We start from the raw sequence: 24,238 nt of genomic DNA, 5'->3' as shown, positions 1-24,238 counted from the left end.
GGTGGACAGGGCCGCGTAGGGAAAATCGGGATCGCGGGATTATAGGGGACGAGCGGGGATCGGGCGTTGCAAAACGCTAAACTTGCGGCCTTTCCACATCCCCACGGACAGCCGATGTTCCCCCGCGACGCCCGCATCGAAGGTTTCGACCCCGAACTCGCCGCCGCCATCGCCGGCGAGAACCGCCGCCAGGAAGACCACGTCGAGCTGATCGCGTCGGAAAACTACGCCAGCCCGCGCGTGATGGAGGCCCAGGGCAGCCAGCTCACCAACAAGTACGCCGAGGGGTATCCCGGCAAGCGTTATTACGGCGGCTGCGAATACGTCGACGTCGCCGAGCGCCTCGCGATCGAACGCTGCAAGCAGCTGTTCGGCGCCGACTACGCGAACGTGCAGCCGCACTCGGGTTCGCAGGCCAACCAGGCCGTGTACCTCGCGCTGCTCAACCCGGGCGACACGATCCTCGGCATGTCGCTCGCGCACGGCGGCCACCTCACGCACGGCGCGAAGGTGAACATCAGCGGCAAGTTGTTCAACGCCGTGCAGTACGGCGTGAACGACGCCGGCCTGATCGACTACGCCGAAGTCGAGAAGCTCGCGCTCGAACACAAGCCGAAGATGATCGTCGCCGGCTTCAGCGCGTACTCGCAGGTCATCGACTGGGCGAAGTTCCGCGCGATCGCCGACAAGGTCGGCGCGTACCTGTTCGTCGACATGGCGCACGTCGCCGGCCTCGTCGCCGCGGGCGTCTATCCGAACCCGGTGCCGCACGCGCATGTCGTCACGTCCACGACGCACAAGACGCTGCGCGGCCCGCGCGGCGGCATCATCGTGGCCAAGGCCGACGAGGAAATCGAAAAGAAGCTGCAGTCGATCGTGTTCCCCGGCATCCAGGGCGGCCCGCTGATGCACGTGATCGCCGCGAAGGCCGTCGCGTTCAAGGAAGCGCTGGAACCGGAGTTCAAGGCCTACCAGCAGCAGGTCGTGAAGAACGCGCAGGCGATGGCGAAGACCATCATCAAGCGCGGCTACAAGATCGTCAGCGGCGGCACCGAGAACCACCTGATGCTCGTCGACATGATCGGCAAGGGCATCACCGGCAAGGACGCGGAAGCCGCGCTCGGCAAGGCGCACATCACCGTGAACAAGAACGCGGTGCCGAACGATCCGGAGAAGCCGTTCGTGACGTCGGGCCTGCGCCTGGGCACGCCGGCCGTGACGACGCGCGGCTACAACGAAGCCGAGTGCGTGGCGCTGGCGAACTGGATCTGCGACGTGCTCGATGCGCCGACGGATGCCGCGGTCATCGCGCGCGTGCGCGATGAAGTCACGAAGCAGTGCAAGGCGTTTCCCGTCTACGGCTGAGGAGCCGACAAGCGGGAAACGGGAAACAAGGAGCGGGAAACGGGATGACGGCTGCGAATGGATCGCACCTCTGACCAGGGAAGGTCGGTGGCCAAGGACTTCAGAGAACTGGTGGTTTGGGAGCAGGCAATGGCGTTGGCCGAGCGTGTCTACGAACTGACCAAAGAGCTTCCGGGCGATGAGCGATACGGTCTCGTCGCCCAGATGCGTCGTGCAGCCGTTTCGGTTCCTTCCTGCATTGCCGAAGGGAACGCGCGTGCTTCGATTCCTGACTACCTGCGGTTCGTTTCCATGGCCTCTGGCTCCCTCGCCGAATTGAGAACCCAAACAATGCTTGTCGCCCGGATGTCGCTTGCTTCGCCGCGATCGACGGACAGTTGCCTCGATCAAATCGCTCGCGTCGACCAGCTCTTGAAGCGACTGCAGTCCGCGCTTCGGAAGACGTCACAGGAGCGTGCTGCGCCCCATTCCTCCCGTTTCCCGTTTCCCGTTTCCCGCCCCTGATGCACTGCCCCTTCTGCCAACACGTCGACACCCGCGTCATCGACTCGCGCGTCAGCGAAGACGGCGCCACGATTCGTCGGCGCCGCGAGTGCGAGGCGTGCGGCGAAAGGTTTTCCACGCTCGAAACGATCGAACTCAAGCTGCCGCTGATCATCAAGGGCGATGGTCGGCGTGAGGCGTTCGACGCGCGCAAGTTGCGCCAGGGCTTCGATCGCGCGCTGCAGAAGCGGCCGGTGTCGGAAGAACAGATCGAAGCGTCGGTGCGCGCGGTGGTGCACCAGTTGCGCATGACGACCGAGCGGGAAATCGCATCGCGTCGCGTCGGCGAGTTCGTCATGGCCGAACTGCGCAAGCTCGACCACGTCGCCTACGTGCGCTTCGCGTCCGTGTATCGCTCGTTCGAGGACGTCGCCGATTTCCGCGAGGAGTTGGATCGCCTGGAGCGCGACCTGCCCGCGGGCGAGGGACAACTGCCGTTGCTCGAAGGCGAGCCGGAGAAGGTGCGCAGGCGGTGAACGCGCGGCGCGCCCTGCCGGTCGTGGCGGCGATGGCATTCGCGCTGGCGTTCGGCGCGGCGCCCGCCGCAATGGCGCAGGATGCAACGCAGCATGCCGCGCCGGCGACGCAATCGGCGCTGGCCGGCGAGTACCATCTCGACGGCGTGATGGAGACCGGTTCGGGCCTGCTGCTCCGCGAGGACGGCACGTTCGAGTGGTTCTTCACGTACGGCGCGCTGGATCTCGGCGCGCGCGGCAAATGGACGCGCGAGGGCGACACGGTCGAACTCGCCGTCGAAGAGATGGGATTTCCGCCGCAACTTCCCGAAACGCAATTCGACCGCATGCGCCTGCGCGTGGACGGCTCCGATCTGGTCCCCGCCTGGCCGTGGGACATGGATGCCTTCCGCAAGGGCGAGGAGCGCGGCGCCTACGTCCGCGAGTGACTGCATGAGCGTGCCAGCACAGGGTTTCACCGCCACCGACCACGCGATGATGGCGCGCGCGTTGCGCCTCGCATCGAGGGGCGAATACACCGCGCGTCCGAACCCGATGGTCGGCTGCGTGATCGCGCAGGGCGACGAAGTCGTCGGCACCGGTTGGCACGAACGCAAGGGCGGTCCGCACGCGGAAGTGTTCGCGCTGCAGGCGGCCGGCGAACGCGCGCGCGGCGCGACCGCGTACGTCACGCTCGAACCGTGTTCGCACCAGGGCAGCACGGGCCCGTGCGCGGATGCGTTGATCGCCGCCGGCGTCACGCGCGTCGTCGGTGCGATGTCCGATCCGTTCCCGAAGGTCAATGGCAGCGGCTTCGACAAGCTGCGCGCGGCGGGCATCCAGGTCGACACCGGCCTGATGGAACCGCTGGCGCGCGACCTCAATCGCGGCTTCCTCTCGCGCATCGAACGCGGACGTCCCTGGTTGCGCGTGAAGCTCGCGACGTCGCTCGACGGTCGCAGCGCACTCGCATCGGGCGATTCGAAGTGGATCAGCAGCGAGGCTGCGCGCCGCGACGTGCAGAAGTGGCGCGCGCGCGCCGGCGCGATCCTCACCGGCGCGGGCACCGTGCTGATCGACGATCCGCATCTCACAGTGCGCCTCGGCGACGACACGCCGTTCGCGCCGCCGCTGCGCGTGGTACTCGATCCCGGCCTCGCCACCGTCGCGCGCGGCCACGTGCGCGAAGGCGGCGCGCCGACGCTGTACCTGCACGCGCCGGACGCGCGCATGCCGCGCGGCATCGAAGCCGATCATGCGGCGGTCAACGTCGCGCACGGCCTGATGGACCTGGATGCGGTGCTGAAGCTGCTCGGCGAGCGCGGGATCAACGAGGTGCAGGTCGAAGCAGGCGCGACGCTCGCAGGCGCCTTCCTCACCGCGGGCCTCGTCGACGAACTGCTGCTGTATGTCGCGCCGCTGATGCTCGGCGAACGCGCGCGGCCATTGTTCGACGGCCTGCACATCGACGAAATGACCGAGCGCCTGTCGATGCGCATCGTCGAAACGCGCCGCATCGGCGCGGACGTGCGCGTGCTGCTGCAGCCGGGCGCGGCGCCGTGAGCGCACGTTTCGACGATCCAGGTGTTGGCGACCCTGGCTTTGCCGACCATTTCTCCGCGGTCGCGGCGCAGTACGCGCAGGCGCGGCCGGAATATCCGGATGCGTTGTTCGCGTGGATCGAGTCGATCGTGCTCGTGCATGGCCTCGCGTGGGAACCGGGATGCGGGAGCGGGCAGGCGACGCGCGACCTCGCGCGCGTGTTCGACCACGTGCATGCGACCGACCCGAGCGCCGCGCAGATCGCGCAGGCGATGGGGCCGCAGAACGTGCGGTTCTCCGTCGAGCCGGGCGAAGCGACGACCCTCGCCGATGGGACCGCCGACGCCGTGTGCATCGCGCAGGCGCTGCACTGGTTCGACCAGCCGCGCTTCTTCGCCGAATGCGCGCGCGTGCTCAAGCCCGGCGGCGTGCTCGTCGCGTGGGGCTACCAGGACATGATCGCGCCGGAAGGCGTGGAGCAGGCGATCGATCCGCTGCGCGCGGAAATCCTCGACTACTGGCCGCCGGAGCGGCGGCTGATCGACGAGGCGTATCGCGATTTCGCGTGGCCGTTCGACTGGATCGAAACGCCGGTACTCGAGTTGCAGGCGCAGTGGACGTTGCCGCGCATGCTCGGTTACTTCTCGAGTTACTCGGCCACCAAGCGTTACATCGACGCACACGGTCGTGACCCCGTCGCCATGCATGCGCAGGCCATCGCGCGCGCGTGGGGCGATCCGGACACGACGCGCACGCTGCGCTGGCCGATGTTCGTGCACGCGCGCCGCAAACAGACCAGGGAGTCCTGATGTTCACGGGTTTGATCGAAGGCGTCGGCCGGCTGGCCGCGCGCGAGATGCGCGGTGGCGATGCGCGGTTGCGGATCGAGGTCGGCACCTTGCCATGGGGCAAGGACGCGGACGTGCGCATGGGCGAAAGCATTTCGGTCAACGGCACGTGCCTGACCGTGGTCGCGATCGACGACGCCGGATTCGAAGCGGACGCGTCGAACGAGACGCTCGCGCTGACCACGCTGGGTGAATTGCCGATCGGCCGCGCGCTCAACCTCGAACGCGCGATGCTGCCGACCGATCGCCTCGGCGGCCACCTCGTCAGCGGCCACGTCGATGGCGTCGGCAGCGTGTCGCACACGTGGGACGACGGCCGCGCGCAACGCTGGGTGTTCGCCGCGCCGCACGCGTTGCGCCGTTACATCGCGGCGAAAGGATCGATCTGCGTCGACGGCGTGAGCCTCACCGTCAACGGCGTCGACGACAGCGGATTCGAAGTCGCGCTGGTGCCGCACACCATCGCGCACACCGCGTTCGGCGAAACGAAGCCGGGCGACGCGGTGAACCTGGAAGTGGACATGCTCGCGCGTTACGTCGAGCGCCTGATGAAGGAAAGAGAGTCGCACGCATGAGCTTCGCCACCATCCCCGAATTGCTGGACGAACTGCGCGCCGGCCGCATGGTCGTGATCGTCGACGACGAAGATCGCGAAAACGAGGGCGACCTCATCATGCCCGCCGAGCTTGTCCGCCCCGGCGACATCAACTTCATGGTCACGCACGCGCGCGGCCTCGTGTGCCTGTCGCTGACGCGCGAGCGTTGCCGCCAGCTCGGCCTGCCGCCGATGGTGCGCGACAACACCTCGCCGCACGGCACCAATTTCACCGTGTCGATCGAAGCGGCCGAGGGCGTCACCACCGGCATCTCCGCCTACGATCGCGCGCACACGATCCGCACCGCGGTGCGCCCCGACGCGCAGCCGCACGATCTCTCGCAACCGGGCCACATCTTCCCGCTGCAGGCGCAGCCGGGCGGCGTGTTGAGCCGCGCGGGCCACACCGAAGCGGCGAGCGACCTCGCGCAGCTCGCGGGCTTCGAGCCGGCGGGCGTGCTCGTGGAAATCCTCAATCCCGACGGCAGCATGGCGCGCCGCCCGGAACTGGAAGTCTTCGCGCGCGAGCACGGGCTCAGGATCGGCTCGATCGAAGACCTCATCCGCCATCGCCTCGCCACCGAACACACGATCGAGCGCGTCGACGCGCGCGAGATCGACACCGAGCACGGCCCGTTCCTGCTGCACACCTATCGCGACCGGCTCAGCCGTGCGCTGCACTTCGCGCTGCTGCGCGGGCAGGCCGATGCGAACACGCCGACGCTGGTGCGCGTGCATGCGCTCAATCCGCTGGCCGACGCCGTGCATTGGCGCCGCCCGGATTTCGGACCCGCCGTCGGCGACGTGCTGAAGGCCATCGCCGATGAAGGGCGCGGCGCGCTCGTGCTGCTGGGCGAAGTGCAGGACGCCGACGCCGTGCTGGCCCGCATCCGCGAACAGCCGCATGCGCCGACGGGCCGCGCGGGCGCGCTGGCCGAATGGCGGCGCACCGGTGCGGGCTCGCAGATCCTGGCCGACCTCGGCCTCGGCAAGCTCCGCGTGCTGGGCACGCCGCGCAAGCAGGTGGGCCTGGCGGGCTTCGGCCTGGAGGTCGTGGCGCATGTCGAATGGCCCGCGCGCTAAACTGCGCGCCCCCTGAAAACCCCTCGATCCAGGTCTTCACGCCCATGCGCTTCATCGAAGGCGACCTGCGCGCCAACCCCGGCGCCCGTTTCGCCATCCTCGCCGCCCGCTGGAACCCGCGCGTCACCGACGCGCTGGTCGAAGGCGCGCGCAAGGCCTTCCTCGACAACGGCATCGCCCCCGAGGCGGTCGACGTGATCCGCGTGCCCGGCGCGTGGGAACTGCCGCTGGCCGCCGCGCGCCTGGGCGCCGCGGGCAGCCACGTCGCGATCGTCGCGCTGGGTTGCGTCGTGCGCGGCGATACTCGCCACTACGAACACGTCGCCGATCGTTGCGCCGAAGGCCTGATGCGCGTCGCGCTCGACTTCCGCGTGCCGGTGCTCAACGGCGTGCTCGCGGCCGAGCGCTTCGAAGATGCGGAAGCGCGCGCCGGCGGAAGCCACGGCAACAAGGGCGAGGAAGCGGCGCTGGCCGCGATCGAAATGCACAACTTGCTGGAGAAGCTGCCTTGAACCGACGCCACGACGGCATGGACCCGGTCCTGCGTTCGCGCGCGCGCCGCCGCGCGCTGCAGGCCCTGTATGCGTGGCAGATGTCGGGCGGCACCGCGGAGTCGGTCATCGCGCAGTTCGCGCACGAGCAGGTGCACGAAATCGCCGACCTCGCGTATTTCGAGGATCTCGTTCGCGGCGTGATGAAGCATGTCGGCGAACTCGATGCCGGGCTTGCGCCTTACCTCGACCGCACGATGGAAGAGGTCGATCCGATCGAGCGCGCGTCGCTGCGCATCGCGGCGTACGAACTGCGCCATCGCATCGACGTGCCGTATCGCGTCGTCATCAACGAAGCGATCAGCACCACCAAGCGCTTCGGTTCCGAACACGGGCACACGTTCGTCAACGGCGTGCTCGACCATGCGGCCGCCGAGTGGCGCACGGCGGAGTTCGACGCGTCGCGCAAGTGAGCGCCGACGAATTCGACCTGATCGATCGCATCCGCCGCCGCGCGGCGACGACGCGCAGCGACGTGCTGCTCGGCATCGGCGACGACGCCGCGCTGTTGCAGGTGCCCGCGGGCCAGGCGCTGGTCGTGGCGACCGACACGCTCAACGCCGGCGTGCATTTCCCCGTCGACACCGCGCCCGCCGACCTCGGGTGGAAAGCGCTCGCGGTGAATCTCTCCGACCTCGCCGCGATGGGCGCCGCGCCCGCGTGGTGCACGTTGTCGCTGTCGATGCCCGACGCCGAACCGGCCTGGGTCGACGGTTTCCTCGAAGGCTTCCTGCGCCTGGCGGCGATGCACGACGTCGCGCTGGTCGGCGGCGACACGACGCGCGGACCGCTGTCGGTGAGCGTGACCGTGCACGGCTTCGTCGATCCTGCACGCGCGTTGCGTCGTGCGGCCGCGCGCGACGGCGACGACATCTGGGTGAGCGGCACGCTCGGCGATGCCGCGGCGGCGCTCGAACAATGGCGCGCAAATGCGCTGATCGATGATGCGTTGCGGGAACGACTCGATCGGCCGACACCGCGGCTCGCGCTGGGGCGTGCGCTCGCGGGTGTCGCGCGCGCGGCGATCGATGTGTCCGACGGTTTGCTCGCCGACCTTGGGCACGTGTGCGTCGCCAGCGGCGTCGGCGCCGAACTCGAGGTGGATGCGTTGCCGGCCTCCGATGCGTTGCGTGCCGGGTTCGGCGGCGATGCGCGGCGCCACCTGCAGGCTGCGGGCGGCGACGACTACGAGGTGTGCTTCACCGCGCCCGAAGCCGCGCGCGACGCGATCGCGACGATCGCGCGCAATGTCGGTATCGCGGTGACGCGCATCGGGCGCATCGTCGATGGGCAGCGCGTGAGCGCATTCGATGCCGACGGCAACGAATGGCATCCGGCGTCGGCCGGGTGGCGGCACTTCAGCGCGTAAGGCTCACTTCGCCGCTTCGATCGCCGCGGCCATCGCATCGGCTTTCACCACGACCTTGCGGCCATCGCCCTTGAGCTGCGGCTGCGATTCCATCGGCGTATCCGGCTGGATCGCGGCGTTGGCGGGCAGCAACGCGAAATCGAGCGTCACGTCCGTCGCCTGCGGCGCCGTGCCGACGATCGCTTCGTGCAGTTGCACCGCCATCACCAGCGTCGCGAGCACGCTCGGATGAATGCCGTCGGGGAAGGTGGCCTTGTCGCCGTTCCGTTGCGCGAGCGTGCGCAGCGTGGCGCCGGCGGGGACGACGCGCGCGTTGATGCGCGACGCGAGTTGCTTCGCGGCCCGGTCGAGCTTCGACTGATATTGCGTGTCGGGGCCCCACGTCGACAGCAGCAACACGCGCGCGCCCGCGGCCTTCGCGCGGTCGGCGAAATCGCGATGCGCGCGGTCGCTCGCGCGGCAATCGGGTTGCGTGCGTTGCGCGGGATCGACCATGCACGCGAGCAGGCCGCCACGCTCCTGCAGTACGACCGCATCCCAATGGCCTTCGCCGAGCGCGGCCGCGGCCTTGCCGTCGTCCCAACGTTCTGCGAGCGAACCGCCGGGCGCGACGAAGGTTTGCGTCTCGATCTTCGCGGGCGTGGGTTGCGCGGCGGCGAGCGCGCGCAGGGTCGCGGGAAGGTCGTTGACGTAGGTGAGGCTGTTGCCGACGAACAGGACGCGATAGGTCTTCGGTTTCGCATTTGCCGGCGCGGCATTTGCCGGCGCGGCATCCTGGGCGTGCGATGCGAACGCGCAGACCGCCAGCACCCAGGTGGCGATCGCGCGCGGGAAGCGACGGCGGGACGAAGGCGACATGGCGGGCCCGAGGTGGCGTGCGTGGGCCTTCATCGCAACGCCGCGCGCGGCCAGCGTCAAGTGCAGGCCGGCATCCCGTTCATGCGTCCGCTTACGCGCCGTCGGCGCGGAACGCGGCGCGGATCCAGTGCAAGGTCGGCTGCGCCGGGTCGCCGCGTGCTTCGACCACGTCGAACCGGCAGGGCGCCTGCGCGAGCGCGGGGTGGCGCTTGAGGAACACTTGTGCGGCCCGGATGAGCTTGCGTTGCTTCGCGAAGTCGACCGACGCAGCGCCACCGCCGTATCCCGCATGCGCGCGGTAGCGGACTTCGACGAATACGACGCTCGCGCCATCGCGCATCACGAGGTCGAGCTCACCGACCTTGAAGCCCGCGTTGCGTGCGAGCAGGCGCAGGCCGTTCGCCAGCAGGTACGCGAGCGCCGCGTCCTCGACGGCGGCGCCGCGTGCGCGACGGTCGACGCCTTGCCGCGAAACCGGCGCGTCAGCGCGCGGTCGCATCCGCGAGCGGCACCGGCATGCCGCCGCGGAACGTCGACCACGTCGGCGTGTGCAGCACGTTGCCCGCCGCATCCAGGCGCAGCGTGCCGGTGGCGCCGTCGACGTTGCCGTTCGGATCGAGCGCGAGCTTTTCGAGATACGCGGTGATCAGCCACGCGTCGTGGCCGAAGGCGAACAGGCGTGCGGCAGGACCGCGTGCGGTCTTGAGGCGCGACGCGACGCTCGCCGCGCCGGGCAGGCCCGACACGCCGCGCACCGTCCACGGTTCGGTCGGATACACGATGCCGTCGAGCGCGATGTCGTCCGCCGGCTTGCCCGTGCCCGCGATCAACTGCGACGTGGAGACGCGCAACTTGCCGGCCAGTCCCGCGGATGCGAGCAACGGCGCGACCGTGCGCGCTTCCGACGCGCGCGTGGCGAGGAACACCGCATCGACCTGGCCTGCTTTCTGCACCGCGGCCTGCAGGCGCGTCAGCAGCGTGATCGGATCGCCCCCCATGTCGAGCGACTCGACCACCATGCCGCCACGTTCGGCGAGCGCGTCGCGCAACGCGCCACTCGCGCGGCGCAGGCCGTCGTCGACGCCGTTGATCACGAGCACGCGGCGCGCGTTCTGGTCGATGAGGAATTCGGCGGCGGCGATGCCGTCGTCTTCGGGCGAGAGCGAGAAGCTCGCGTTGCCGGCCGGCGGCGGGACGTTCGCGCGGTTGAGCGCGAGCATCGGCACGGTCGTCTGCGCATCGCGGAACACGGCGCCGACTTCGTCGCGACCGAGCGGACCGACCACGAAGTCGTTCCCTTCGGCGACCGCCTTCTGGTACGCGGCGACCGCACCACCCGGCGTGCCGGCGGTGTCGTAGAAGGCGACGTCGGGGCGACGGCGGGTTTCGCCGAAATAACCGGTGAGGAACCCGTCGCGCACCGGCGCTGCTGCGGCGGCGAGGCCACCGGACAGCGGCAGCAGCACCGCGAGCTTCACCGGCGGGCGATACCCGTCGCGTTCGGCCGGCGGGCGATTGCCCGCGTCGAATCGCCACGCGCCGCGATCGAACGGACGCGGCAGCGGCAGGCCGCGGCGGATGAGCGCCTGGCCCGCGAACGGATACAGCGGATCGCCGGCCGGCAGGGCCGCGGCGTCGGCGGACAGCGTCGCGTCGTCGAGGCCGGCAAGCAGGCGCTCGATGTTGCGCGCGTTGTCGGTCTTCTGCTCGGCGGGCAGGGTGTCCTGGCCGCGGGCGAGGTCGCGCGCCTGCGAGAACGGCTGCGAAAACGCGTGGCTCGCGCTCTCCGGCAGCTTCACCACGTTGGTCGAAGCGCAGCTCGCCAAACCGATCGCGAGCACGCCAACCAGCAGGGCGCGCAACCAGGTCCTGCCGACACACGTCTGTCCGTTCGAACGCATTCAGATCCTCGGCCGCGGGCGCGGCGTGGGGGGAAGCGGCTAGGATTCTACCTGCCCGCCCGTCGACACCGTTGCTCGACGTGCGCATTCGCCGACAGGGTTCCCAATGTCCTCGCCTTCACGTCCCGGCACGCTGCACGTCGTCGCGACGCCCATCGGAAACCTGGGCGACCTCTCGTCGCGCGGGCTCGACACGCTGCGCAACGTCGCGGCCATCTGTGCCGAAGACACGCGGCACACGCGCCAGCTGCTCTCGCATTTCGGCCTCGAACGGCCGCTGGTCGCTTTGCACGAACACAACGAGGACCAGATCGCCGAACGCGTGGTCGCGCGGTTGCTCGCGGGCGAATCGCTCGCGCTGGTGTCGGACGCGGGCACGCCGCTGGTGAGCGATCCCGGGTTCCGCCTCGTGCGCGCCGCGCGCGCGGCCGGCGTTCCGGTGAGCCCGGTGCCGGGCGCGTGTGCGTTCGTCGCCGCGCTCAGCGTCGCGGGATTGCCGAGCGACCGCCTCGTGTTCGAAGGCTTCCTGCCGGCGAAGGGGAACGCGCGCCGCGAGCGCCTCGCGCCGCTCGCCGCGGAAATCCGCACGCTGGCGTTCTACGAATCGGCGCACCGCATCGAAGAAACGCTCGCCGACATGGCCGCGATCTTCGGCGCCGAGCGTCGCGCGGTCGTCGCGCGCGAGCTGACCAAGCTGTTCGAGACCGTCCTCGACGGCACGCTCGCCGACCTGCATGCACGCGTGAGCGCGGACGCGAACCAGCGCAAGGGCGAGTTCGTCGTGCTGGTGCAGGGCGCCGGCGACGACGAGCAGGCGCGCATCGCCGAAGGCAAGCGCCTGTACGCGAAACTCGGCGAACACTTGCCGCCGTCGACCGCCGCGAAACTCGCCGCCGAATTGAGCGGCGCCCCGCGCAAGGCGCTCTACGGCGGCTGACGCAAGGCGGAGACATCGCGCGCGGTTGCCCCAAGTGACGATGAGCGGTGCGCCGCGCCGTTGTTAGTTTTCCGCGCATGCTCCACGTGCCCCTGCCGCGCCAGCGCATCGCCTGGTCCTGCGTCCTCGACGACACGCCCGCCCTGTGGGCGGCGTTCGTGCCGTGGCTCGCGACCGCGCTCGGCCCAGGCGGCATCGCCGTCGAGGACCTGGTCGTCCACCACGCCGCGCCGCTGCGGCACGACATCGAAGCGTTGTGCGCCAAGCTCGGCGTGCGCACGCTGGCCGTGCCGCCGTTCGACGCGCGCAGCCCGCATTGCAACAAGTTGCGCCAGCTCGACACGGGTTTCGGCGATGCGCGCCGCGTCGTGCTGATGGACGTCGACACGGTCTTCGCCGCGCGCCTGCCGATCGAAGCCGTGCAGGCGCCGATCGCGGGCAAGCTCGTGGATGCGGCGAATCCACCACTGCACGTGCTGCAGCGCGTGTTCGGCGCGGCGGGCGTGCCGTTGCCGCAGGTGCGCAGCACCGCGCTGCGCGACGCCGACCAGGGGACGGCGCGATTCGAAACGTTGGCGGGGCACTTCGACGGCGGCGTCTACGTCCTCGATGCGCGCGCGTTGCGCGATTCGATCGGGCCGAGGTGGACGCATTGGGCGCGCTGGCTGCTCGATCGCGCGGGGATCCTCGAACGCTGGCGCGTGCACGTCGACCAGGTCGCGTTCTGCCTCGCGCTCGCGGAAACCGGCCTGCACGCGGATCTCCTGCCCGGGGCCTGGAACGTGCCGACGCACGTGCGCGCCGCGCAGGCCGACGATTCGGCGATCGTGCTGCACCACCACGGCCGGCTCGATGCGCACATGCGGCTCGACGGCGAACTCGTGCCGGGCGCCGCGCCAGCGGTCGCGCGCGTCAACGCGGCGATCGATGCGTTCACGCGCGCCACGTTCGACAACCGCACGTTCTGGAACCATCGCTACGCCGCGCATCCTGCGCTCGGCAGCGGGCCGGGATCGCGCGGCGAAGCGCTCGCACTGAAACGCGCGTGGTTGTCGGCGCTCGTCGCGTTGGCGCCGGAGGCGTCCGTGCTCGACTGGGGCTGCGGCGACCTCGAAGTCACGCGCAACCTGCCGTGCACCGACGGCACGGGCGTCGACATCGCGATCGAAGCCTTGCGCGTCGCGCGCACGAAGCGGAACGACTGGCGGTTCCTCACGCCGGCGCAGTTCGACGCCCTCGACGGCCGCCCGCGCGATTTCGTGCTGTGCCTCGACGTCCTCGTGCACCAGCGCACCGCGGACGAGTACGCACACCTGCTGCATCGCCTCGCGCCGCTCGCGCAACTCGGCCTGATCGTCGCCGGCTACGACGCCGAACCCAACCCGCGCTCGCACATCCACTACTTCCACGAATCGCTGCGCACCACGCTCGCCTCGATGCCGTACATCCTGGAGGCGGTGCCCTTGATGGAAACCCGCGACACGACCCTCTACTTCGCCGCCACGAGCGAAGCGGGCCGCGCGCTGGCGTACAACGCCCTCGAGAAATCCCGCGCCGCCTGAAAAACAAGAAAGCCCGCTTGCGCGGGCTTTCTTGTGGCGGAGTCAGACATAAGCCGGGTTCTGTCTAAGGCAACCATTCCTCTAGGCGCATCGTCACCGATACGCTCAAGCAGCCTACCCGGACCCGACGCGGGCAACGTCATGAGGTCCCTATTTGGCCTTGCTCCCGGTGGGGTTTGCCGTGCCGGTCCGTTACCGGACTCGCGGTGCGCTCTTACCGCACCATTTCACCCTTGCCTGATCCCCGAAGGGCCATCGGCGGTTTGCTCTCTGTTGCACTTTCCGTCGGCTCGCGCCGCCCAGGCGTTACCTGGCACCGTGCCCTGTGGAGCCCGGACTTTCCTCGGCGCGCTTGCGCGCGACGCGGTTGCCTGTCCGACTCCGCCGGGCGGCATTGTCGCCCAGCCGGCGGTCCCGCGGGGTGTTGCGATGCAACACGGCGCGACCGATATTCACCTTCACGCCACTGGCGGTGGCAACGGCCGGGTTCGGACCGGCTCGAATCTCACAATTTGAGACAATTCAGAGGCTAGTGGATAAGTCTTGAACAAGACTCTGAAGTTCGCTGCAAGCCCTTGATGTGAAAAAGGAAAATAAGGCTTCAAGGCTGTTGACAACCCTGTGGGCCGGGCCTAACGTGGCGACTGGTGGGAAATCCGGGGAATCCGTGGTTTTCCAAACTTCGAAGCCCGCGGCAGACGGGCACGACCGGGCAGGGCGATGTTCCAGGGTGAGACCGCCATCACAATCGACGACAAGGGCCGGCTGGCGATTCCGACCAGTTACCGGGACCAGGTCGCGCGTGAGTGTGGCAACAAATTGGTCGTCACCTACAGCCCGTTCGACTCCGGCTGCCTCTACCTCTATCCGATGCCGGTCTGGGAGCGCATGCGCGACCAGGTCAACGCCTTGCCGCGAACCAAGAGCGTCAGCCGCAACCTGCAGCTGAAGCTGGTCGGCGCGGCGACCTTCGTCGAACCCGATGCGAGCGGCCGCATTTCGCTGCCCGCCAGCCATCGCAGTGCGACGGGGCTCGAGAAGAAGGCGGTGTTGCTCGGCATGGGCGACAAGTTCGAGCTGTGGAGCGAGCAGGCGCACCTGGCGCAGATCCGTCAGACCCTGACGGACGCGGACCTGGGCGACGGACTGCTCGAACTGCAGTTGTGACCCGCGGTGGCGCGGATGCACGGTCCGCCCACCTTCCGGTCTTGTTTGCGCAGGTCATGGAAGGGCTGCGTGTGCGTGCGGACGGACGATACCTGGACGGCACTTTCGGTCGCGGCGGTCACGCAGGCGGCGTGCTTGCGCAATTGGGCCCGGGAGGGCGCTTGCTGGTGATGGACAAGGATCCGGAAGCGATCGCCGAAGCCGAACGCAAGTTCGGCACGGATGATCGCGTCTCGATCTACCGGGGCTCGTTCGCCGACCTCGGCCACTGGGATCTAGCGCGCGAAGGCCTCGATGGCGTGTTGCTCGATCTCGGCGTGTCTTCGCCGCAGCTCGACGTCGCCGAGCGCGGTTTCAGTTTCGCGAAAGACGGCCCGCTCGACATGCGCATGGACCCCGAGTCCGGCGAAAGCGCGGCGCAGTGGCTCGCGCGCGCCGACGAGCGCGAAATCGCAGACGTGTTGTTCACCTACGGCGAAGAGCGCCAGTCGCGCCGCATCGCCCGCGCGATCGTGGCGCGCCGCGCGACGCAGCCGCTCGAACGCACCGCGCAACTCGCCGACCTCATCTCGTCGGTGATGCCGCGCGGCGATTCGAAGATCCATCCGGCGACGCGCTCGTTCCAGGGCATCCGCATCTTCATCAACCGCGAGCTCGCCGATCTCGAAGCCGGCCTCGACGCCGCGCACGCGTGCCTCAAGCCGGGCGGTCGCCTCGCGGTGATCTCGTTCCATTCGCTCGAAGACCGCATCGCCAAGCAATTCATCGCGCGCCATGCGAAGGCGCCGCCGACCAATCGCCGCATGCCCGTCGTCGCCGAGTTCGTGCCGACGCTGCGCGCGATCGGCGACGCGACCAAGGCCGACGCGGCCGAACTCGCCGCCAACCCCCGCGCGCGCAGCGCCGTGCTGCGCGTGGCCGAGAAGCTCGGCGGGGTGAACCCGTGAGCCTGCGCATCGTGGTGTTCGTGCTGATCCTCGCGAACGTGGCCACCGCCATCGGCGTGGTCTACGCACGCCACGAACATCGCCAGCTGTTCATCGCCTTCAAGCACCTGGAGCGCGAGCGCGACGAACTCAACATCGACTTCGGCCGCCTGCAACTCGAACAGGCGACGTGGGCGGAAAGCAACCGCATCGACCAGGTGGCGCGCAATCGCCTAGGCATGGCGTTCCCGTCGGCCGACGAAACCGTCGTGGTGCGCCCATGAGGCCGGGCCTGTCCGCCAACGACAAGCGCACGCCGAACAGCCTCGGCGGCCGCATTCGCGCGCTGTTCGGTGCGCAGCGGCAGAAGCCGCGCGGCCGCGCGCAGTTCAACCTGCGCGGGCGTTTGGCGATCGTCGCCGGCACGATCGGGCTGTGTTCGCTCACGCTGCTCGTGCGCGCGTTCGACCTGCAGGTCGTGCACAACGACTTCTACCAGGCGCAGGGTGCGGCGCGGTTCCTGCGCGAGATCCCGATCCCGACTTCGCGCGGCATGATCACCGACCGCAACGGCGAGCCGCTCGCGGTGTCGACGCCGGTCGAATCGATCTGGGCGAACCCGCAGGTCCTGCTCAAGTATCCGACGCGCATCCCCGAACTCGCGCAGGCGCTCGGCGTGCCCGCCGATCATCTCGCGCGCAAGTTGTCGCAGCGCGCGGACAAGGAATTCGTCTACCTGCAGCGCCGCGTGCGCCCGGAAAGCGCGCAGGCGATCGTCAAGCTCGGCGTTCCCGGCGTGTTCTCGCAGCGCGAATACCGCCGCTTCTACCCGCAGGGCGACGCCGTCGCGCACGTGCTCGGCTTCACCAACATCGACGACAGCGGGCAGGAAGGCCTCGAACTCGCGTTCGACGAGTGGCTGCGCGGCAAGCCCGGCGCCGAGCGCGTGATCCGCGATCGCCGCGGCCGCATCGTCGAGAACGTCGATCTCATCCGCGCCGCCGAACCGGGCAAGGACCTCACGCTTTCGATCGACCGTCGCATCCAGTTCCTCGCGTACCGCGAACTGCGCAACGCGCTGCTCGAGAAGGGCGCGACGAGCGGTTCGGCCGTCGTGCTCGACGTGGCGACCGGTGAAGTGCTCGCGATGGTCAATCTGCCGTCGTTCAACCCGAACGCCGTGGAAGGCAGCAATCGCGAAGCGCACCGCAACCGCGCGGTCACCGATCTGTTCGAGCCCGGCTCGACGATGAAGCCGATCACCGTCGCGGCCGCGCTCGAAGCGCACGCGGTCACGCCGCAGACGAAGTTCGACACCAACCCCGGCTGGATGCCGAACGGTCGCTTCCGCACCACCGACACGCACAACTACGGCGTGCTCGACACCACGGGCGTCATCACCAAGAGCTCGAACGTGGGCGCGGCGAAGATCGTGCACCGCCTGTCGGATCAAACCTTCTACGGCTACATGCGCAAGCTCGGCTATGGCCAGAGCACGCACAGCGGTTTTCCCGGCGAATCGGCCGGCCTGCTGCCGCCGCCGGAGCGCTGGAGCGGCACGTCGAAACAGACGATGTCCTACGGCTACGGTTTGAGCGTGACTCCGCTGCAGATCGCGCAGGCGTACGCTGCGATCGGCAACGGCGGCAAGCTGATTGCGCCGACATTCGTGAAGGGCCAGCGCAACGAGGCCCACCAGGTGATGGATCCGGTCGTCGCCAACGAAGTTTTGCGCATGATGGAAACGGTGACGCTGCCCGGCGGCACCGCGACACAGGCGCGCGTGCTCGGCTATCGCGTCGCGGGCAAGACCGGCACGTCGCGCAAGGCGAGCGGCGGCGGTTACTCGCGTCGCTATCTGTCGTACTTCGCGGGGCTCGTGCCCGCGAGCGATCCGCGCTTCTCGATGGTCGTGGTGGTCAACGATCCCGCACCGGAGCTCGCGTACGTCGGTGGCCTGGTGTCGGCGCCGGTGTTCCACAACGTGATGGATGGTGCGCTGCGATTGATGGATGTCGCTCCGGACGATCTCGACGCGTGGCTCGCCGCGCAGGCCGCGGCGGAAGCGAAACGCAAGCCGAAGGTGTCCGTCGTACCGGCGGCCGCCAGCACCACTTCGCAACCCGCGACCGCACGCATTGCATCGCCGCCGCTCGCTGCCGCGCAACAAGGAGCGTTGCGATGACCCGCGCGATGCGCCTTGCCGAACTCCTTCCCGATGTCGCCGGCGTCCCCGGCGACCTCGTCGTCACCGGCCTGGTGATGGACAGCCGCTCGGTGCAGCCGGGCGATGGCTTCGTCGCGATCGCCGGCTTCGGCGCGCATGGCTTGCTGTTCGCCGAACAGGCGAAGGCGGCCGGTGCGCGCGCGATCCTGTTCGAGCCGCCCGCACCGGAAACCGCACCCGCGCCGAGCGACGCGATCGCCGTTCCCGGCTTGCGCGCGCGCCTGGGCGAACTCGCCGATCGCTTCCACGACTTCCCGTCGCACAAGCTCACGACCGTCGGCGTCACCGGCACGAACGGCAAGACGTCGACCGTGCAGCTGCTCGCGCAGGCGTGGGAATTGCTCGGCACGCGCGCCGGTTCGATCGGCACGCTCGGCGCGGGACTGCATGGCGACGTCGTGCCGACGGGCTTCACCACGCCGCTCGTGTTGCAGGTGCACCAGTTGATCGCGCAACTGCGCGACGCCGGTGCGCAGGCGCTGTCGATGGAAGTCAGCTCGCACGCGCTCGACCAGGGCCGCGTGGCGGGCGTGCATTTCGATGTCGGCGTGTTCACCAACCTCACGCGCGACCATCTCGATTACCACGGCGACATGGACAGCTACGGCGCGGCGAAGGCCAAGCTGTTCGGCTGGCCGGACCTGCGCGCGGCGGTGATCAACATCGACGACGATTACGGGCGCGCATTGTTCGATGCGCTGCCCGCGACGCTGACGCGGATCGGCACGAGCGCGCGCGGCGACGCGACGGCGAACGTGCGCGCGGAGAACGTCGTGCTCGACAACCGCGGCGTCTCCTTCGACTTCATCGCCGGCGACGAACGTCACGCCGTGCGCTCGCCGCTGCTCGGCCGCTTCAATGTCGACAACCTGCTCGCGGTCGGCGGCACGCTGGTCGCGCTCGGTCATGCGCCCGCGAACGTCGCCGACGTGCTGTCGCGCCTGCAGCCGATCCACGGCCGCATGAACCGCCTCGGCGGCCACGATGGCGCGCCGCTGGTGGTGATCGACTACGCGCACACGCCCGACGCGCTGGAACAGGCGCTGACCTCGCTGCGCGCGCATGCGTCGGCGAAGTTGGCCTGCGTGTTCGGTTGCGGCGGCGAACGCGACACCGGCAAGCGCCCGCAGATGGCGGCGATCGCCGAACGCCTCGCCGATCGCGTGTTCGTCACCGACGACAATCCGCGCGGCGAAGACGGCGACGTCATCGTCGCCGACATCCTCAAGGGCTTCAGCGACGCGATGCGCGGCGAAAGCGCGCGCATGACCGTCGAACGCGACCGTGCGAAGGCGATCCACCGCGCCGTGCGCGAAGCGGGCCCCAACGACATCGTGCTCGTCGCCGGCAAGGGCCACGAGCCGTACCAGGAAATCCACGGCGTGAAGCATCCCTTCGACGACACGCTGGTGGCCAGATCCGCACTGGAACATCGCTCACAGGAGCAGCGCGCATGATCGCCATGCCGCTCTCCCGCATCGCGAACCTGGTCGGGGGCCGCGTGCACGGCACGGATGTCGTCGTCGATGTCGTCGCCACCGACACGCGCAGCATGCCGCACGGCCGCGCATTGTTCGTCGCGCTGAAGGGCGAGCGCTTCGACGGTCACGATCATCTCTCGATGGCCGCGCGCAACGGCGCGATCTGCGCGCTCGTGTCGCGCGAGAGCGACAGCCCGCTGCCGCAGCTCGTCGTCGCCGACACCGAACGCGCGCTCGCCGCGCTCGCCGCCGGCGTGCAGCGCGATCGCAGGACGAAGGTCATCGCGATCACCGGCAGCAACGGCAAGACCAGCGTGAAGACGCTGGTGCTGTCGATCCTGCGCGAAGCGTTCCCGGAAGAGGGAGCGGTCTACGCGAACCCGGGCAACCGCAACAACGAAATCGGCCTGCCGCTCGCCGTGCTCGACGCACCCGAAGGCGCGAAGTTCGCCGTGTACGAGATGGGTGCCGGCAAGCCGGGCGACATCGCGTATCTCACCAACATCGCGCGCCCCGACATCAGCGTCGTCAACAACATCGCGCCCGCGCACCTGGAACGCATGGGCAGCCTGCTCGGCGTCGCCGACACGAAGGGCGCGATCTACGATGCGCTGCCCGCCGACGGCGTCGCCGCGATCAACGCCGACGATGCGTTCGCGCCGTACTTCGCCGAGCGCGCGCATGGCCGCCGCCTGATCCGCTACGGCCTGGAAGCGAGCAGCGACGTCACCGCGCAGGCGATCGAACTCGATGCGGAAAGCTCGCGCTTCGTGCTCGTCACGCCGATCGGCGAAGTCGACGTCGACCTCGCGATGCCCGGTCGCCATAACGTGCTGAACGCGCTGGCCGCCGCGTCGATCGCGCTCGGCGCGGGTATCGAGCCGGAAACGATCGCCGCGGGTCTCGCGAATGCGCGCCCCGTCGCCGGTCGCCTGGTCACGCATCGCCTCGACAGCGGCGCGATCCTCGTCGACGACAGCTACAACGCGAATCCCGGTTCGCTCAACGCGGCGATCGACACGCTCGCTTCGAGCGGTGCGACCGCGTGGCTCGTGCTCGGCGACATGCGCGAACTCGGCGCGGACGCCGAATTGCTGCACGCCGAAGCCGGTCGCCGCGCGAAGAGCGCGGGCATCGACCGCCTGTACGCACTCGGGCCGTTGAGCAAGTTCGCCGTGGACGCGTTCGGCGAAGACGGACATCACTTCACGACCCACGCGCAACTCGCGCAGGCGCTGGAAAGCGGACTGCGCGACGGCGTGCGCGTGCTGGTCAAGGGTTCGCGCGGAAGCGCGATGGACAAGATCGTGTCCGCGCTGCTGCGCGACCAGGGGAACGATCCGCATGCTGCTTGAACTCTTCCGCTGGCTGGAACAACTGCAGAGCCTCTTCGGGCTCTTCGGCTACCTCACGTTCCGCGGCATCCTCAGCGCACTCACCGCGCTCGCGCTCTCGCTGTGGTGGGGGCCGGCGGTGATCCGTCGCCTCGCGCTGCTCAAGGGCGGCCAGCCGATCCGCAAGGACGGCCCGCAGTCGCACTTCTCCAAGGCCGGCACGCCGACGATGGGCGGCGCGCTGATCCTGATCACGATCGTCGCGTCGGTGCTGCTGTGGGGCGACCTGCGCAACCGCTACGTGTGGCTCGTGCTCGCGGTGATGATCGCGTTCGGCGCGATCGGCTGGTGGGACGACTGGATCAAGATCGTCAAGCGCGACCCGAACGGCATGAAGTCGCGCTGGAAGTACCTGCTGCAGTCGGTGTTCGGACTCGCGGCCGGCCTGTTCCTCTGGTACACGGCGGACACGCCGGTCGGCACCACGTTCTACATTCCGTTCTTCAAGACGGTCGCGCTGCCGCTCGCGTCGATCACGTTCGTGGCGATCGCGTACTTCTGGATCGTCGGCTTCTCCAACGCGGTGAACCTGACCGACGGCCTCGACGGCCTGGCGATCATGCCCAGCGTGCTGGTCGCGTGCGCGCTCGGCGTGTTCGCGTATGCGTCGGGCAACGCGGTGTTCTCCGACTACCTGCAGATCCCGCAGGTGCCGGGCGCGGGCGAACTCGTGATCATCTGCGCCGCGATCGCGGGCGCGGGACTCGGGTTCCTGTGGTTCAACACGTATCCGGCCATGGTGTTCATGGGCGACATCGGTGCGCTCGCACTCGGTGCGGTGCTCGGTTGCATCGCGGTGATCGTGCGCCAGGAACTCGTTCTCGTCGTGATGGGCGGCATCTTCGTCGTCGAGACGCTCTCGGTGATGATCCAGGTCGCCTCGTTCAAGCTCACGGGCAAGCGGGTGTTCCGCATGGCCCCCATCCACCACCACTTCGAGCTCAAGGGCTGGCCGGAACCGCGCGTGATCGTGCGCTTCTGGATCATCTCGGTGATCCTCGTCCTGGTCGGACTGGCCACGTTGAAGGTGCGCTGATGACCGACGGCACGAACGCCCGGCACCAGGCCACGCGGCTCGACGCGATCGAGGGCCGCTTCGATCCGTGGCTGCTCGGCGCGGCGATCGCGCTCGCGTCGGTGGGCGTCGTGATGGTCGCTTCGAGTTCGATCGCCATCGGCGAAGGGCTCGATGTCGGCCCGTTCTATTTCCTCGTGCGCCACCTCGTGTTCCTCGCCGTCGGCCTGGGCCTGGCGGGATGGATGATGCGCACCGAGTTGAAGACGATCGAAGCGAAGAACCAATTGCTGCTGCTCGCGTGCTTCGTGCTGCTGCTCGCGGTGTTCGTGCCCGGGCTCGGTCGCACGGTCAACGGCGCGCGGCGCTGGCTCAACCTCGGCGTGTCGAACTTCCAGGCCGTCGAAGCGGTGAAGCTGCTCTACATCGTGTGGCTCGCGAGTTACCTCGTGCGCTTCCGCGACGAAGTCAACGCGACGTGGAAGGCGATGCTCAAGCCGCTCGGCGTGGCGGTCGCGCTGGTCGCGTTGCTGATCATGCAGCCCGACTTCGGTTCGCTGTCGCTGATCCTCGCGATCACCGCGGGCATGCTCGTGCTCGGCGGCGTGAACATGCCGCGCATGTTCGGCCCGGTGCTCGTCGGCCTGCCGATCCTCGCGGCGATCGCGATCGCCGAGCCGTATCGCGTGCGCCGCTTCACTTCGTTCCTCGATCCGTGGGCGGATCCGTTCGACAGCGGCTACCAGCTGACCAACGCATTGATGGCGGTGGGTCGCGGCGAAGTGTTCGGCGTCGGCCTCGGTGCGTCGGTGCAGAAGCTGTCGTACCTGCCCGAAGCGCACACCGACTTCATCATGGCGGTGATCGCCGAAGAACTCGGCCTGGTCGGCGTGACGCTGGTGATCGGCCTGTATGCGCTGCTTTCGGGCCGCGCATTCTGGGTCGGCCTGAAGTGCGTCGAGATGCGCCGCCACTTCGCGGGCTACTGCGCGTTCGGCGTCGCCCTGTGGATGAGCCTGCAGAGTTTCGTGTCGATCGGCGTGAACCTCGGGCTGCTGCCGACCAAGGGACTGACGCTGCCGCTGATTTCCTCCGGTGGTTCGAGCGTGCTGATGACGTGCATGGCGATCGGCCTGTTGCTGCGCGTGTCGTACGAACTCGAACGCGCCGAGCGCCAGGTCGCGCGCCTGCGCGGCGAAGCGCAAGCGCCGGCGCCGGGCAACGTGCCGGCGACGACGCAACCGGTCGCGCCCACCGCGACGGCGAGTGCGCGCGGCACGAGCCGCCTGCGCCAGCGCATCGAACCCACGCTCGGGAGGCTCGCATGAGCACGACCGAGCGCGGAACGGCGCGCGTCATGATCCTCGCCGGCGGCACGGGTGGACACATTTTCCCGGGCCTCGCGGTCGCACGTGCATTGCGCGCGCGCGGTGCCGACGTGACGTGGCTCGGCGCCGACGGCCAGATGGAAACGAAGCTCGTGCCGCAACACGACATCGCGATCGACACGATTGCGGTGAAGGGCCTGCGCGGCAAGGGCATCGCGACGCTGGTCGGTGCGCCGGTGCGCGTGCTGAGCGCGGTGCGCGCCGCGGCGCGCGTCGTCACGCAGCGTCGTCCGCGCGCGGTGATCAGCTTCGGCGGTTACGCGGCGGGGCCGGGCGGCGTCGCCGCGAAACTCGCGGGCGTGCCGCTGCTCGTGCACGAACAGAATCGCGCGCCCGGTTTGACCAATCGCGTGCTCGCGCGTGTCGCACGCCGCGTGTTGACCGGTTTCCCGCAGACGTTCACGCACAGCGTCATCGAAGAAGTCGTCGGCAACCCGGTGCGCGACGAGATCGCCTCGGTGCAGACGCCGCAGCTGCGCATGGCGCGCGGCAACGAGCGCATGCGCCTGCTCGTGCTCGGCGGCAGCCAGGGCGCGCGCGCGTTGAACGCCGCCGTGCCGAAGGCACTGCAGGCGCTGAACGATCCGACAATCGAGGTGCGCCACCAGTGCGGCGAAAAGATGCGCGCCGATGCCGAAGCCGCGTACGCGCAGGCCGGCATCGCCGCGAGCATCGAGCCCTTCATCGCCGACATGGCGGCCGCGTACGCGTGGGCCGACCTCGTGGTGTGCCGCGCCGGCGCGCTGACGCTCGCCGAGTTGTGCGCCGCGGGCGTGGGCAGCGTGCTCGTGCCGTTCCCGCAGGCGGTCGACGACCACCAGACGCGCAACGCCGAATACCTCGTCGAACGCGGCGCGGCCGTGCTGCTGCCGCAGAACGATGCGCTCGCCGATCGCCTGCGCGACGTGCTGCGCACGCTGCGCGGAGATTCGGTCAAGCGCATGGCGATGGCCGAATCCGCGCGTTCGATCGCGCGCCCCGATGCCGCGGCGCGCGTCGCCGACATCGTGCTCGAAGAAATCGCGCGCTTC

Annotated in this window: 23 protein-coding genes, 1 other RNA gene and 2 pseudogenes; 22 read left to right on the top strand and 4 right to left on the bottom strand. The window is 69.2% G+C overall.

Features of this window, described 5'->3' with window-relative positions; genetic code table 11:
* Positions 1-114: 114 nt before the first annotated feature.
* The 11 genes from glyA (at position 115) to thiL (ending at position 8,351) form a co-directional block, all read left to right on the top strand.
* Positions 115-1,365, top strand: a complete 1,251-nt coding sequence (gene glyA, locus LK996_RS05570) for a serine hydroxymethyltransferase (RefSeq protein ID WP_230526136.1) — start codon at positions 115-117, stop codon at positions 1,363-1,365.
* Positions 1,366-1,494: 129 nt separating this feature from the next.
* Positions 1,495-1,869, top strand: coding sequence for a four helix bundle protein (locus LK996_RS05565; protein ID WP_230526846.1), 375 nt, complete (start codon positions 1,495-1,497; stop codon positions 1,867-1,869).
* Positions 1,869-2,384 carry a transcriptional regulator NrdR gene (nrdR, locus tag LK996_RS05560; protein WP_230526135.1) on the top strand — a complete coding sequence of 172 codons (516 nt, stop codon included), beginning with the start codon at positions 1,869-1,871 and terminating at the stop codon, positions 2,382-2,384. Before LK996_RS05565 ends, nrdR begins: the two co-directional genes overlap by 1 nt.
* Entirely contained in the window at positions 2,381-2,812 is a 432-nt protein-coding gene (locus LK996_RS05555) for a hypothetical protein (RefSeq protein WP_230526134.1), read from the top strand. The genes nrdR and LK996_RS05555 overlap by 4 nt, the downstream gene beginning before the upstream one ends.
* A gap of 4 nt (positions 2,813-2,816) precedes the next feature.
* Positions 2,817-3,926 (top strand): bifunctional diaminohydroxyphosphoribosylaminopyrimidine deaminase/5-amino-6-(5-phosphoribosylamino)uracil reductase RibD, encoded by a 1,110-nt coding sequence (gene ribD / locus LK996_RS05550; protein WP_230526133.1) that lies wholly within the window; start codon positions 2,817-2,819, stop codon positions 3,924-3,926.
* Positions 3,923-4,714, top strand: coding sequence for a class I SAM-dependent methyltransferase (locus tag LK996_RS05545; RefSeq protein ID WP_230526132.1), 792 nt, complete (start codon positions 3,923-3,925; stop codon positions 4,712-4,714). The genes ribD and LK996_RS05545 overlap by 4 nt, the downstream gene beginning before the upstream one ends.
* A complete protein-coding gene (locus LK996_RS05540; RefSeq protein WP_230526131.1) occupies positions 4,714-5,328 on the top strand; it encodes a riboflavin synthase in 615 nt (204 codons plus the stop codon). Before LK996_RS05545 ends, LK996_RS05540 begins: the two co-directional genes overlap by 1 nt.
* Entirely contained in the window at positions 5,325-6,431 is a 1,107-nt protein-coding gene (gene ribB, locus LK996_RS05535) for a 3,4-dihydroxy-2-butanone-4-phosphate synthase (RefSeq protein ID WP_230526130.1), read from the top strand. Before LK996_RS05540 ends, ribB begins: the two co-directional genes overlap by 4 nt.
* A 44-nt stretch (positions 6,432-6,475) precedes the next feature.
* Entirely contained in the window at positions 6,476-6,943 is a 468-nt protein-coding gene (ribH, locus tag LK996_RS05530) for a 6,7-dimethyl-8-ribityllumazine synthase (RefSeq protein WP_230526845.1), read from the top strand.
* A gap of 17 nt (positions 6,944-6,960) precedes the next feature.
* A complete protein-coding gene (gene nusB / locus LK996_RS05525) occupies positions 6,961-7,395 on the top strand; it encodes a transcription antitermination factor NusB (protein ID WP_230526844.1) in 435 nt (144 codons plus the stop codon).
* Positions 7,392-8,351, top strand: coding sequence for a thiamine-phosphate kinase (gene thiL, locus LK996_RS05520; protein ID WP_230526129.1), 960 nt, complete (start codon positions 7,392-7,394; stop codon positions 8,349-8,351). The genes nusB and thiL overlap by 4 nt, the downstream gene beginning before the upstream one ends.
* Before the next feature lie 3 nt (positions 8,352-8,354).
* On the opposite strand, the gene LK996_RS05515 is transcribed toward thiL, so the two are convergent.
* The 3 genes and pseudogenes from LK996_RS05515 to LK996_RS05505 form a co-directional block, all read right to left on the bottom strand.
* On the bottom strand, positions 8,355-9,209 hold the full coding sequence (locus LK996_RS05515; RefSeq protein ID WP_230526128.1) for an SGNH/GDSL hydrolase family protein: 855 nt from the start codon (positions 9,207-9,209) through the stop codon (positions 8,355-8,357).
* A 91-nt stretch (positions 9,210-9,300) separates the two neighbouring features.
* Positions 9,301-9,708: a YraN family protein gene (locus tag LK996_RS05510; protein WP_230526127.1), complete on the bottom strand. Its 408-nt coding sequence runs from the start codon at positions 9,706-9,708 to the stop codon at positions 9,301-9,303.
* Positions 9,692-10,903, bottom strand: a pseudogene (locus LK996_RS05505) (penicillin-binding protein activator); the annotation flags it as partial. The gene LK996_RS05510 and the pseudogene LK996_RS05505, both read right to left, overlap by 17 nt.
* Before the next feature lie 313 nt (positions 10,904-11,216).
* Between LK996_RS05505 and rsmI the strand changes: the two are divergent.
* Both rsmI and LK996_RS05495 read left to right on the top strand, forming a co-directional pair.
* Positions 11,217-12,047, top strand: coding sequence for a 16S rRNA (cytidine(1402)-2'-O)-methyltransferase (gene rsmI / locus LK996_RS05500; RefSeq protein WP_230526125.1), 831 nt, complete (start codon positions 11,217-11,219; stop codon positions 12,045-12,047).
* Between the two features lie 77 nt (positions 12,048-12,124).
* Positions 12,125-13,609: a class I SAM-dependent methyltransferase gene (locus LK996_RS05495; RefSeq protein ID WP_230526124.1), complete on the top strand. Its 1,485-nt coding sequence runs from the start codon at positions 12,125-12,127 to the stop codon at positions 13,607-13,609.
* A 34-nt stretch (positions 13,610-13,643) separates the two neighbouring features.
* Here LK996_RS05495 and rnpB read toward each other — a convergent pair.
* An RNA gene (rnpB, locus tag LK996_RS05490) (RNase P RNA component class A) lies at positions 13,644-13,992 on the bottom strand.
* Between the two features lie 337 nt (positions 13,993-14,329).
* Between rnpB and mraZ the strand changes: the two genes are divergently transcribed.
* The 9 genes and pseudogenes from mraZ to murG all read left to right on the top strand — a co-directional run.
* Positions 14,330-14,776: a division/cell wall cluster transcriptional repressor MraZ gene (mraZ, locus tag LK996_RS05485; RefSeq protein ID WP_230526123.1), complete on the top strand. Its 447-nt coding sequence runs from the start codon at positions 14,330-14,332 to the stop codon at positions 14,774-14,776.
* Positions 14,773-15,723, top strand: coding sequence for a 16S rRNA (cytosine(1402)-N(4))-methyltransferase RsmH (gene rsmH / locus LK996_RS05480; RefSeq protein WP_343225850.1), 951 nt, complete (start codon positions 14,773-14,775; stop codon positions 15,721-15,723). Before mraZ ends, rsmH begins: the two co-directional genes overlap by 4 nt.
* A gap of 2 nt (positions 15,724-15,725) precedes the next feature.
* Positions 15,726-15,986: a cell division protein FtsL gene (gene ftsL / locus LK996_RS05475; protein WP_230526843.1), complete on the top strand. Its 261-nt coding sequence runs from the start codon at positions 15,726-15,728 to the stop codon at positions 15,984-15,986.
* Positions 15,983-17,887 (top strand): peptidoglycan D,D-transpeptidase FtsI family protein, encoded by a 1,905-nt coding sequence (locus LK996_RS05470; RefSeq protein WP_230526121.1) that lies wholly within the window; start codon positions 15,983-15,985, stop codon positions 17,885-17,887. Before ftsL ends, LK996_RS05470 begins: the two co-directional genes overlap by 4 nt.
* Complete coding sequence (locus LK996_RS05465; RefSeq protein ID WP_230526120.1) at positions 17,884-19,386, top strand: UDP-N-acetylmuramoyl-L-alanyl-D-glutamate--2,6-diaminopimelate ligase; 1,503 nt, start codon at positions 17,884-17,886, stop codon at positions 19,384-19,386. Before LK996_RS05470 ends, LK996_RS05465 begins: the two co-directional genes overlap by 4 nt.
* A complete protein-coding gene (locus LK996_RS05460; protein ID WP_230526119.1) occupies positions 19,383-20,765 on the top strand; it encodes a UDP-N-acetylmuramoyl-tripeptide--D-alanyl-D-alanine ligase in 1,383 nt (460 codons plus the stop codon). The genes LK996_RS05465 and LK996_RS05460 overlap by 4 nt, the downstream gene beginning before the upstream one ends.
* Complete coding sequence (gene mraY, locus LK996_RS05455) at positions 20,755-21,840, top strand: phospho-N-acetylmuramoyl-pentapeptide-transferase (RefSeq protein ID WP_230526118.1); 1,086 nt, start codon at positions 20,755-20,757, stop codon at positions 21,838-21,840. Before LK996_RS05460 ends, mraY begins: the two co-directional genes overlap by 11 nt.
* Positions 21,840-23,147 (top strand): putative lipid II flippase FtsW, encoded by a 1,308-nt coding sequence (gene ftsW / locus LK996_RS05450; RefSeq protein WP_230526117.1) that lies wholly within the window; start codon positions 21,840-21,842, stop codon positions 23,145-23,147. The genes mraY and ftsW overlap by 1 nt, the downstream gene beginning before the upstream one ends.
* Positions 23,148-23,176: 29 nt before the next feature.
* Positions 23,177-24,226 (top strand): annotated as a pseudogene (gene murG, locus LK996_RS05445) (undecaprenyldiphospho-muramoylpentapeptide beta-N-acetylglucosaminyltransferase); the annotation flags it as partial.
* Positions 24,227-24,238: the final 12 nt, after the last annotated feature.

Origin of the sequence: Noviluteimonas lactosilytica (genome assembly GCF_020866925.1) — a bacterium.
Taxonomy (GTDB): domain Bacteria; phylum Pseudomonadota; class Gammaproteobacteria; order Xanthomonadales; family Xanthomonadaceae; genus Noviluteimonas; species Noviluteimonas lactosilytica.
Note: the sequence above shows the minus strand (reverse complement) of the source record. Positions and strands in the feature narration are given on the sequence as shown.

What these genes read in the sequence shown, in the direction of transcription:
- glyA (WP_230526136.1), top strand. Translation starts at nt 115, where the DNA reads ATGTTCCCCCGCGACGCCCGCATCGAAGGTTTCGACCCCGAACTCGCC.
- LK996_RS05565 (WP_230526846.1), top strand. Translation starts at nt 1,495, where the DNA reads ATGGCGTTGGCCGAGCGTGTCTACGAACTGACCAAAGAGCTTCCGGGC.
- nrdR (WP_230526135.1), top strand. Translation starts at nt 1,869, where the DNA reads ATGCACTGCCCCTTCTGCCAACACGTCGACACCCGCGTCATCGACTCG.
- ribD (WP_230526133.1), top strand. Translation starts at nt 2,817, where the DNA reads ATGAGCGTGCCAGCACAGGGTTTCACCGCCACCGACCACGCGATGATG.
- LK996_RS05540 (WP_230526131.1), top strand. Translation starts at nt 4,714, where the DNA reads ATGTTCACGGGTTTGATCGAAGGCGTCGGCCGGCTGGCCGCGCGCGAG.
- ribB (WP_230526130.1), top strand. Translation starts at nt 5,325, where the DNA reads ATGAGCTTCGCCACCATCCCCGAATTGCTGGACGAACTGCGCGCCGGC.
- ribH (WP_230526845.1), top strand. Translation starts at nt 6,476, where the DNA reads ATGCGCTTCATCGAAGGCGACCTGCGCGCCAACCCCGGCGCCCGTTTC.
- nusB (WP_230526844.1), top strand. Translation starts at nt 6,961, where the DNA reads ATGGACCCGGTCCTGCGTTCGCGCGCGCGCCGCCGCGCGCTGCAGGCC.
- LK996_RS05515 (WP_230526128.1), bottom strand. Translation starts at nt 9,209, where the DNA reads ATGTCGCCTTCGTCCCGCCGTCGCTTCCCGCGCGCGATCGCCACCTGG.
- LK996_RS05510 (WP_230526127.1), bottom strand. Translation starts at nt 9,708, where the DNA reads ATGCGACCGCGCGCTGACGCGCCGGTTTCGCGGCAAGGCGTCGACCGT.
- rsmI (WP_230526125.1), top strand. Translation starts at nt 11,217, where the DNA reads ATGTCCTCGCCTTCACGTCCCGGCACGCTGCACGTCGTCGCGACGCCC.
- LK996_RS05495 (WP_230526124.1), top strand. Translation starts at nt 12,125, where the DNA reads ATGCTCCACGTGCCCCTGCCGCGCCAGCGCATCGCCTGGTCCTGCGTC.
- mraZ (WP_230526123.1), top strand. Translation starts at nt 14,330, where the DNA reads ATGTTCCAGGGTGAGACCGCCATCACAATCGACGACAAGGGCCGGCTG.
- LK996_RS05470 (WP_230526121.1), top strand. Translation starts at nt 15,983, where the DNA reads ATGAGGCCGGGCCTGTCCGCCAACGACAAGCGCACGCCGAACAGCCTC.
- LK996_RS05465 (WP_230526120.1), top strand. Translation starts at nt 17,884, where the DNA reads ATGACCCGCGCGATGCGCCTTGCCGAACTCCTTCCCGATGTCGCCGGC.
- LK996_RS05460 (WP_230526119.1), top strand. Translation starts at nt 19,383, where the DNA reads ATGATCGCCATGCCGCTCTCCCGCATCGCGAACCTGGTCGGGGGCCGC.
- mraY (WP_230526118.1), top strand. Translation starts at nt 20,755, where the DNA reads ATGCTGCTTGAACTCTTCCGCTGGCTGGAACAACTGCAGAGCCTCTTC.
- ftsW (WP_230526117.1), top strand. Translation starts at nt 21,840, where the DNA reads ATGACCGACGGCACGAACGCCCGGCACCAGGCCACGCGGCTCGACGCG.